Below are 9,279 nucleotides of genomic sequence, written 5' to 3'. Positions count from 1 at the left end.
TCCCGCCGTGCTTCACCCGGTTGGCGGCCACCTCGCCCATGATGTCGGCCCGGCCGGCGAAGGCCGCGATGGGCAGCCCCCCACCGAGCGCCTTGCCGGCCCCGGCCGTTCGTCGTGGTGGCGCTCAGCCGCGGCGGTGGCGCCCGGCACCCGCCTGAGCGGTCTCGGCCTCGGCGGCCTCGGCACCGCCGGCCTTCTTCTTCCTGCGCTCGCGCAGCACCTCGATGAGGATCGGCGAGACCGAGAGCAGCACGATCAGCAGCACCGCCGGGATCAGGTACTTGTCGATCACCGGAGCGAGCGCGTCACCGAAGAAGTAGCCGATCAGCAGCATGGACTCGGTCCACAGCACGCCGCCGATCACGTTCCACAGGAAGAACGTCCGGGCCGGCATCTCCAGGGTGCCCGCGACCGGGTTCAGGAAGGTCCGCACGATCGGCATGAAGCGGGCCAGCACCACGGCCTTGCCGGGCCCGAACTTGTTGAAGTACTCCTCCGCCTTCAGCACGTACTCGCGCCGGAAGATCTTCGACTCGGGCTTGTCGAACATCTTCGGTCCGACCTTCACCCCGATCAGGTGCCCGAGCTGGGCGCCCGCGACGGCGGCCAGCGGCGCACCGATCAGCAGGGCCGCGATCGGCAGCTTCGTCCCCTCCCCGAGCACCGACGAGGCGGCGTTCGAGGAGGCGACGCCGGCGATGATCAGCAGTGAGTCGCCCGGGAAGAAGAACCCGACCAGCAGGCCGGTCTCGGCGAAGATGATCGCGATCAGCCCGATGGCACCGAGGGACGAGATCAGTGATTTGGCGTCGAGCAAGTTGACGGCCAGCTGGTTGTAGTCCACGGGCGCAGGATAGCGGGCCCGTCTTGACGCGGGCTTCCGCCCGGGGGGCGAGACGGTGCTCATCCCTTCGTCGCACGTGGGCAGCCGTCCCGACAGGCGGGCCACATGGTGGTGCCGGGGCCCGGGATGGGAAGATGGCTCCGGCGTCCGGACCGCGGTCGCAAACACCCTCATTGTCGTACCGCGGCGGCGCTTCGAACCCAGGTACAGGTGGCCGCCCCGCAGAGCCGCGCGTCGGCCCCGGTACCCCGGCGTCGTAACAGAGGCGTACACAGCGTCGGACAGCACCGTCCGTACGCCGCAACCCGACAGGAGCGGATTCGCATGCCCATCGCAACTCCCGAGGTCTACAACGAGATGCTCGACCGGGCCAAGGCGGGCAAGTTCGCCTACCCGGCCATCAACGTCACCTCGTCCCAGACCCTGCACGCCGCGCTGCGCGGCTTCGCCGAGGCCGAGAGCGACGGCATCATCCAGATCTCGACCGGTGGTGCGGAGTTCCTGGGCGGCCAGCACAACAAGGACATGGTGACCGGCGCCGTCGCGCTCGCCGAGTTCGCGCACGTGGTCGCCGCCAAGTACGACATCACCGTCGCGCTGCACACCGACCACTGCCCCAAGGACAAGCTGGACGGCTACGTCCGCCCGCTGCTGGCGATCTCCGCCGAGCGCGTGGCCAAGGGCCTCAACCCGCTGTTCCAGTCGCACATGTGGGACGGCTCCGCCGAGACCCTGAACGACAACCTGTCCATCGCCGAGGAGCTCCTGGCCCAGGCCGTCGCCGCCAAGATCATCCTTGAGGTCGAGATCACCCCGACCGGCGGCGAGGAGGACGGTGTCACGCACGAGATCAACGACGAGCTGTACACCACCGTCAACGACGCGGTGCGCACCGCCGAGGCGCTGGGCCTGGGCGAGAAGGGCCGCTACCTGCTGGCCGCCTCGTTCGGCAACGTGCACGGCGTCTACAAGCCGGGCAACGTCGTCCTGAAGCCGGAGCTGCTGCGCGAGCTGCAGGACTCGATCGGCGCCCAGTACGGCAAGAAGGACCCGTTCGACTTCGTCTTCCACGGCGGCTCGGGCTCCACCGCCCAGGAGATCGCCACCGCGCTGGAGAACGGCGTCGTGAAGATGAACCTGGACACCGACACCCAGTACGCCTTCACCCGCCCGGTCGTGGACCACATGTTCCGCAACTACGACGGTGTGCTGAAGGTCGACGGCGAGGTCGGCAAGAAGAACACCTACGACCCGCGCACCTGGGGCAAGCTGGCCGAGGCCGGCATGGCCGCCCGTGTGCTGGAGGCCGCCCAGCAGCTGCGCTCGGCCGGCAACCGCCTGAAGTAGGCACCGCCCGGGAGCCCCGCCGCTTCCCGAGGCCGGTCCCCCGCTCATGGCCCCCAGTGGTTCACTGGGGGCCATGAGCATTCACCAGAACCTCCTCGGGGGTCCGCCCCCGACGCACCTGCCCGCCGAGCCCGCTCCGCTGGAGCTGCTGGCCGGCGGCGCCTCCCCGGCCGAGGTCGCGGCGAAGTACCCGACCTCCTCGCTGGCCTGGGCCCAGCTCGCCGACGACGCCTTCGCCGCCGGCCGCACCGTCGAGTCCTACGCGTACGCCCGCACCGGCTACCACCGCGGGCTGGACTCGCTGCGCCGGGCCGGCTGGAAGGGCCACGGCCCGGTGCCGTGGGAGCACGAGCCGAACCGCGGCTTCCTGCGGGCGCTGCACGGGCTCGGCCGGGCCGCCGCGGCCATCGACGAGAAGGAGGAGGCGGAGCGCTGCGCCCAGTTCCTCCGGGACAGCTCGCCGACCGCCGCCGCCACCCTGGGCTGACCGGCCCGCACCCCGCGCAGGCACCTGCGCGGCACGGCCGCTCCCGGAGCTGTCCCTTCCGGATCCCTCGCGGGTCCTTTCCGGGGCAGCACCGGGGGCGGTCCCCTTTTGTGATGCATACCCGGTATGTGGACATTCACCGGGTCTCCATGTCAGGGTGTCCGGGCGAGGGGGGCGCACGGAAGTTCGAAGGCTTTCGCGACCCCACCGGTCCGACAGGAAGCCCTACCGTGCCCGCAGCCAGACCCGACCGGCGCGGCTCCCGCCCGCGCAGCTCCAGCACGGCCGCCGGCGGGCGCCGGCGCCGTCCGAAGCGGCGGCGGCTCGGCCCCGGGATGCTCACCGCGCTGGTGGCGGCGCTGGCCGTCCTCGGCGCGGCGCTCTTCATGCTCGACCGCCCCGCCCCCGGGCCCGTAGCCGACCGGACCGCGCAGGGCCGGGTCACCCCGCCCGACGTGAGCGCGCCGCCCGCCGCAGCGCCCGCCGCCGCCCCGCCCGCCGGGGCTCCGGCGCCGACGCCGACGCCCTCACCGCCACCGGCGCCCGCCCCGGCCCCGGTGCCCACCCCCGCCGGGCCGAGCACCCCGGACCCCGGCCCGACCGAGGGCGCGGGCACCTTCACCGTCGCCCCGGGCGCGGCCGCACCGGTCGGCAAGGGCACCGTCCGCCGCTACCGGGTGGAGGTCGAGGACGGAATCGGCATCGACCCGGCGGCGGCCGCCGCACAGGTTCAGAGCATCCTCGCCGACCCGCGCGGCTGGACCAACGACCGCCGCAACGGCTTCCAGCTGGTGGCGAGCGGCGCGTACGACTTCACCGTGAAGATCGCCTCGCCGGCCGCCGTCGACCGGATCTGCGGGGCCGCCGGCCTGAACACCCGCGGCGAGGTGAACTGCAACGTCGGCAACCAGGTCCTGGTCAACGTCAAGCGCTGGAACACCGGTTCACCGCAGTTCAGCGGCCCGATCGACGAGTACCGGGCGCTGATCGTCAACCACGAGGTCGGCCACCGGATCGGCCACGGGCACGAGACCTGCCCGGGCGACGGCAAGCCCGCGCCCGCGATGATGCAGCAGATCTACGGTCTCAAGGGCTGCGAACCCAACGCCTGGCCGTACACGGCGCAGGGCGGCTACCTCGGCGGCCCGTCGGTGCCCTGATCCGGGGCCCCGGTGAGGGCGTCACGGCGGCCGCGCGCCGAGCCGGTACGGAACCGACACCTGTTCACCGACCGGCCGGGACAAGGCCGTTCTAGGGTGATCGCATGACAGCAGACCGCACCGCAGCCGGACGCCGCCTCCTCGCCGTGGCCGGCGCCGCCGGGCTCCTCCTCGGCACGGCCGCGTGTTCCTCCTCCTCCGGCGACGTGGCCGGCGTCGGCAGCCTCTCCTACGACCACGTCCGGTCGACCGCCCAGGGGCTCGACAAGACCGGCCCGTGCCCGTTCGGTCTCGACCTCCCGGCGGCCCTGAAGTCGGCCGGGATCGACCGGCCGGTGACCCCCGGGGCCAAGGACGAGCCGGCGGTCGACACCGACCTCGGCAACGGCAAGCCCGCCGAGCCGTGGCCCGCCGGCGTCTCCGCGCCGCCCGCGATGCCCTCGATCCCGGCCACGCCCCCGAGCGCCTGGGTGACCTGCACCTACACGGTCGGCTCCACCCCGGTCCGGATCGACCTGCTGGCCGTCCCGGAGAACGGGCCCGTGGTCAGCATGATGCTGCCGTCCATCCAACGCGCCGGCAACCTCGGCGTGGACCAGCTGAAGCAGTTCGCCGACGAGCAGCCGACGGCCGGCCGGACCAAGGTCACCCCGGGCGCGGCGTCGGTGGGCGTCGCCCGGGTCGCGGCCAAGGGCAAGGGCGACATCGCCCTGACCCTCTCCCAGGACACCGTGAACGCCACGCCGGAGCCCGCACTGACCGGTGAGGCCCTCCGGAAGGCCACCGAACAGCTCGCCGCCCAACTGCACCCCTAGGCCCCGGTCCTGCCGGGCCTATCCGAGGACCGGCAGGTAGGCCGCGAGGTCACTGCGCTCGCCACTGGCCGAGAGCGCGGCGGCGTCCACGGCGGCGGCCCAGTCCGTCCGGCCGGTGGCGAGCCGGATCCAGGTCAGCGGGTCGGTCTCGACCACGTTCGGCGGGGTGCCCCGGGTGTGCCGGGGGCCCTCGACGGCCTGCACCACGGCGTACGGCGGGATCCGCAGCTCGACGGCCCCACCGGGCGTCCGGTCCGCGAAGGCGTCGGCCAGCAGCCGGGTGACGGCGGCGAGCGCCTGGCGGTCGTGCGGGAACGCGGGCCGGCCGAGCGCGTCGGCCAGGTCGTCGGCGTGCACGACCGCCTCCACCAGCCGGGTCACCAGCAGGTCGGAGAGCAGCATCGAGCCCAGCCGGATCTCGAACCGCCGCTGCGGGTCCGCTGCTTCGGGCCCGTCCAGGACGGCGAGCAGGGCGTCGGCGGCCCGGTCGAAGGCCGCGGCCACCGCGGCCGGGGAGCCGCCGAACTCGGCGGCGGCGTGCTCACGGGCCCCGGCGTCCAGCAGCGGGGCGACCTCGGCGACCCGGGACACCCAGCCCAGCAGGTCCAGCGGCGGCCGCCCCTCCAGCGGGTCGCCCAGGTGGGCGGGCACCCAGTCGAGCTGGACCGCCAGGTGGGCCAGCAGCTCGCGCACCGACCACTGCCCCACCCTGGTCGGCCGGGCGAGCAGCTGCTCGGCCGCCGGGTCGGCGCAGAGTTCGCGGACGGCGGTGCGCAGCGCCCCGGTCTGCGCGGCCAGCGCGGCGCGCACCTTCTGGGGCTGGTACGTACGGGACTTGGGAGGCATGCCCCGCAGCGTACGGGCTGTGTTGTCGCCCGCTCGCCTCCGGGCCGCTCGATCCGGTGCCGACGGTCGGCGCTCCAACGCCCCTCTTCCCCAGCCTTCGGCCGGGGAAGAGGGGCGTCCTCGCTGTCTCCCTTTCGGCACCGGCGCGGCCCTTCGGCTCGGGGCGGGTTCGGCGCCGGGCCGGGGTCAATACGGCTGGGACCTCGCCTCGCCTCGGCCCTTCGGCTCGGGGCGGGGCTCAAGACTCGCGGCCCTTCGGCTCGGGCAGGTTCGGCGCCGGGCCGGCCTCGGGCCAGTGGCCGGACCTTCAGACGACCGGGCCGGGCCGGGGCGGCCCGTCGGTCCAGGGGGTGAATCGACGCCGGCGCGCCCCCGGTGACTCGGGGGCGCGCCGGCTCGGGGCTGATCGGGTCAGGCGAGCAGAGCCTCGATGACGCCGGTGTGGGCGTCCGTCAGCTCGGCCAGCGAGACGGTGAACTGGCCCTGGACGTCCAGGACATCACCGTCGACCACGCCGATCCGGGTGGCCGGCAGGCCCCGCGCGGTGCACATGTCGTTGAACCGGAGCTCCTCGCTGCGCGGCACCGCGACGACCGCGCGGCCGGCCGACTCGGAGAACAGGAACACGAACGGGTCCTGGCCCGCGGGCACGATGATCCGGGCCCCGTGGCCGCCCTTGAGGCAGCTCTCCACCAGCGCCTGGCCCAGGCCGCCGTCGGAGAGGTCGTGCGCGGCGTCGATCATGCCGTCGCGCGAGGCGGCGATCAGGATCTCGCCGAGCAGCTTCTCGCGGTCCAGGTCGACCTTGGGCGGCAGGCCGCCGAGGTGGTCGTGGACCACCTGCGTCCAGGCCGAGCCACCCAGCTCGTCCTCGGTGTCACCGAGCAGGTAGAGCAGCTGCCCCTCCTCGGCGAAGCCGATCGGGGTGCGGCGGGTGACGTCGTCGATGACGCCGAGCACCGCGACCACGGGGGTCGGGTGGATGGCGGTCTCGCCGGTCTGGTTGTACAGCGAGACGTTGCCGCCAGTGACCGGGGTGCCGAGCGCCAGGCAGGCGTCGGCCAGACCGCGGGTGGCCTCGGCGAACTGCCACATCACGTCCGGGTCCTCGGGGGAGCCGAAGTTGAGGCAGTCGGAGATCGCCAGCGGCTTGGCACCGCCGGCCGCGACGTTGCGGTACGCCTCGGCGAGGGCCAGCTGGGCACCGGTGTACGGGTCCAGCTTGGTGTAGCGGCCGTTGCCGTCGGTGGCGACCGAGACGCCGAGGTTGGTCTCCTCGTCGATCCGGATCATGCCGGAGTCCTCGGGCACCGAGAGCACGGTGTTGCCGAGCACGTAGCGGTCGTACTGGTCGGTGATCCACGCCTTGGAGGCCTGGTTGGGCGAGCCGGCGACCTTGAGCAGGTCGGCCTTCAGGCCCTCACCGGTGGTCGGGCGGGCGAGCCGCTCGGCGCTCGGGGCGTCGGCCTGCAGCGCGTCCTGCCAGCTCGGGCGGGCGTACGGGCGCTGGTAGGTCGGGCCCTCGTGGGCGACGGTGCGCGGCGGCACGTCGACCACCAGCTCGCCGTGCCAGAAGATCTCCAGCCGCTCGCCGTCCGTCACCTCACCGATGACGGTGGCGATGACGTCCCACTTCTCGCAGATCTCCAGGAAGCGGTCGACCTTGCCGGGCTCGACGATGGCGCACATGCGCTCCTGCGACTCGCTCATGAGGATTTCCTCGGGCGAGAGCGTGTTGTCGCGCAGCGGCACGGTGTCGAGCTCGATCCGCATGCCGCCGGAGCCGGCCGAGGCCAGCTCGGAGGTCGCGCAGGAGAGGCCGGCACCGCCGAGGTCCTGGATGCCCTTGACGAGCTTCTCGGAGAAGATCTCCAGGGTGCACTCGATGAGGAGCTTCTCCTGGAACGGGTCGCCGACCTGGACGGCCGGGCGCTTGGCCGGGCCGGTGGCGTCGAAGGTCTCGGAGGCGAGCACCGAGACGCCGCCGATGCCGTCGCCGCCGGTGCGGGCCCCGTACAGGATGACCTTGTTGCCGGCGCCGGAGGCCTGCGCGAGGTGGATGTCCTCGTGCTTCATCACGCCCACGCAGAGCGCGTTGACCAGCGGGTTGCCCTGGTAGCAGGAGTCGAAGACGACCTCGCCGCCGATGTTCGGCAGGCCCAGGCAGTTGCCGTAGCCGCCGATGCCCGCGACGATCCCGGGCAGCACGCGCCGGGTGTCCGGGTGGTCGGCCGCGCCGAACCGCAGCGGGTCCATCACGGCGACCGGGCGGGCGCCCATCGCCAGGATGTCGCGCACGATGCCGCCGATGCCGGTGGCCGCGCCCTGGTAGGGCTCGATGTACGACGGGTGGTTGTGCGACTCGACCTTGAAGGTGACCGCGTAGCCCTGGCCCACGTCGACCACACCGGCGTTCTCGCCGATGCCGACGAGCATCGCGTCGTTCTCCGGCACCTTCTCGCCGAACTGCTTCAGGTGCACCTTGGAGCTCTTGTAGGAGCAGTGCTCCGACCACATGACCGAGTACATCGCGAGCTCGGCGCCGGTCGGGCGGCGGCCGAGGATCTCCCGGATGCGGGTGTACTCGTCCTCCTTGAGGCCGAGTTCGGACCACGGCTGGCCGGCGTCCGGGGTCTGCTCGGCGTTCTTGACGGTGTCGAGGGTCATCAGGCGTTCACCAGCTGCTTCAGGACGGAAGTGAAGAAGCCCAGGCCCTCGGTGGTCGGACCGGTGAGCGGCTCCACGGCGTGCTCCGGGTGCGGCATCAGGCCGACGACGTTGCCGGCGGCGTTGGTGATGCCGGCGATGTCGCGGTACGAACCGTTCGGGTTGACGTCGACGTAGCGGGCGACCACGCGGCCCTCCGCCTCCAGCGCGTCCAGGACGTGCTCGTCGGCGACGAAGCGGCCCTCGCCGTTCTTCAGCGGGACGACGATTTCCTGGCCGGCCGAGTAATCCCGGGTCCACGCGGTGCCGGCGTTCTCGATCCGCAGCTTCTGGTCGCGGCAGACGAAGTGCAGCGAGTCGTTGCGGGTGAGCGCACCGGGCAGCAGGTGCGATTCGCAGAGCACCTGGAAGCCGTTGCAGATACCGAGAACCGGCATTCCCAGCTTCGCCTGCTCGATGATGGTGTCCATCACCGGCGAGAAGCGGGAGATCGCGCCGCAGCGCAGATAGTCGCCGTAACTGAATCCGCCGGGCAGGACGACCGCGTCGACCTGGTGGAGATCCTTGTCACGGTGCCAGAGGGCGACCGGCTCCGCGCCGGCCAGGCGGACCGCGCGCTGGGCGTCGCGGTCGTCGAGGGAACCGGGGAAAGTGACGACGCCGACTCGGGTGGTCACTTGGCGTCTCCGGCGACGGAGGAGGGGACCAATGTCTCGGTCTCCTCGACGCGGACGGTGAAGTCCTCGATCACGGTGTTGGCGAGAAAGGTCTCGGCGGCTTCGCGGATACGGGCGAGCGCGGCGTCGTCGACCGGGCCCTCCAGCTCCAGCTCGAAGCGCTTGCCCTGGCGGACGTCGGCGATCCCGGTGAATCCGAGACGGGGCAGTGCACGCTGCACCGCCTGTCCCTGGGGGTCGAGAATCTCCGGCTTGAGCATGACGTCGACTACGACGCGTGCCACTGGCACTCCCGGTGGTGTCTTCGTGAGGCGGGGGAACTCCAGACTACCGGGGGTTTCGGGTGACTTTGCTGGCCGGGGAGGGTGACGCGCGTAGACTCACGACCCTTACGCCGCAAGGGGTCCGGCTCCCCGGGACACCCCGGCGACCACCC

Annotated in this window: 9 protein-coding genes; 4 read left to right on the top strand and 5 right to left on the bottom strand. The window is 72.5% G+C overall.

From position 1 onward, the window contains the following. Positions 1 to 124 precede the first annotated feature (124 nt). Positions 125 to 844, bottom strand: a complete 720-nt coding sequence (locus tag ACWDRR_RS14745) for a DedA family protein (protein ID WP_449772535.1) — start codon at positions 842 to 844, stop codon at positions 125 to 127. A 324-nt stretch (positions 845 to 1,168) separates the two neighbouring features. Between ACWDRR_RS14745 and fbaA the strand changes: the two genes are divergently transcribed. The 4 genes from fbaA (at position 1,169) to ACWDRR_RS14725 (ending at position 4,653) form a co-directional block, all read left to right on the top strand. Continuing rightward, on the top strand, positions 1,169 to 2,191 hold the full coding sequence (gene fbaA / locus ACWDRR_RS14740; protein WP_449772534.1) for a class II fructose-bisphosphate aldolase: 1,023 nt from the start codon (positions 1,169 to 1,171) through the stop codon (positions 2,189 to 2,191). Positions 2,192 to 2,264: 73 nt separating this feature from the next. Continuing rightward, complete coding sequence (locus ACWDRR_RS14735; RefSeq protein WP_352288463.1) at positions 2,265 to 2,678, top strand: DUF3151 domain-containing protein; 414 nt, start codon at positions 2,265 to 2,267, stop codon at positions 2,676 to 2,678. Positions 2,679 to 2,908: 230 nt separating this feature from the next. Further along, positions 2,909 to 3,838: a DUF3152 domain-containing protein gene (locus ACWDRR_RS14730; protein WP_449772533.1), complete on the top strand. Its 930-nt coding sequence runs from the start codon at positions 2,909 to 2,911 to the stop codon at positions 3,836 to 3,838. 104 nt (positions 3,839 to 3,942) lie between these two features. Beyond that, the gene (locus tag ACWDRR_RS14725; RefSeq protein WP_449772532.1) at positions 3,943 to 4,653 is read left to right on the top strand and encodes a hypothetical protein; all 711 of its coding nucleotides are present in this window, start codon (positions 3,943 to 3,945) and stop codon (positions 4,651 to 4,653) included. Between the two features lie 18 nt (positions 4,654 to 4,671). Here the strand turns inward: ACWDRR_RS14725 and ACWDRR_RS14720 are convergent, their stop codons facing one another. From ACWDRR_RS14720 to purS, 4 genes are all read right to left on the bottom strand, one after another. Then, entirely contained in the window at positions 4,672 to 5,499 is an 828-nt protein-coding gene (locus tag ACWDRR_RS14720) for a sterol carrier family protein (RefSeq protein ID WP_449772531.1), read from the bottom strand. Between the two features lie 411 nt (positions 5,500 to 5,910). Next, positions 5,911 to 8,166, bottom strand: coding sequence for a phosphoribosylformylglycinamidine synthase subunit PurL (gene purL, locus ACWDRR_RS14715; RefSeq protein WP_449772530.1), 2,256 nt, complete (start codon positions 8,164 to 8,166; stop codon positions 5,911 to 5,913). After that, a complete protein-coding gene (gene purQ, locus ACWDRR_RS14710; RefSeq protein ID WP_387891057.1) occupies positions 8,166 to 8,843 on the bottom strand; it encodes a phosphoribosylformylglycinamidine synthase subunit PurQ in 678 nt (225 codons plus the stop codon). The genes purL and purQ overlap by 1 nt, the downstream gene beginning before the upstream one ends. After that, complete coding sequence (purS, locus tag ACWDRR_RS14705) at positions 8,840 to 9,127, bottom strand: phosphoribosylformylglycinamidine synthase subunit PurS (protein ID WP_449772529.1); 288 nt, start codon at positions 9,125 to 9,127, stop codon at positions 8,840 to 8,842. Before purS ends, purQ begins: the two co-directional genes overlap by 4 nt. Positions 9,128 to 9,279 lie beyond the last annotated feature (152 nt).

The organism is Kitasatospora sp. NPDC003701 (genome assembly GCF_053587085.1).
Note: the sequence above shows the minus strand (reverse complement) of the source record. Positions and strands in the feature narration are given on the sequence as shown.

Bases quoted from the DNA above. Each gene is read 5' to 3' on its own strand.
- fbaA (WP_449772534.1), top strand. From the start codon at position 1,169: ATGCCCATCGCAACTCCCGAGGTCTACAACGAGATGCTCGACCGGGCC.
- ACWDRR_RS14735 (WP_352288463.1), top strand. From the start codon at position 2,265: ATGAGCATTCACCAGAACCTCCTCGGGGGTCCGCCCCCGACGCACCTG.
- ACWDRR_RS14725 (WP_449772532.1), top strand. From the start codon at position 3,943: ATGACAGCAGACCGCACCGCAGCCGGACGCCGCCTCCTCGCCGTGGCC.
- ACWDRR_RS14720 (WP_449772531.1), bottom strand. From the start codon at position 5,499: ATGCCTCCCAAGTCCCGTACGTACCAGCCCCAGAAGGTGCGCGCCGCG.
- purL (WP_449772530.1), bottom strand. From the start codon at position 8,166: ATGACCCTCGACACCGTCAAGAACGCCGAGCAGACCCCGGACGCCGGC.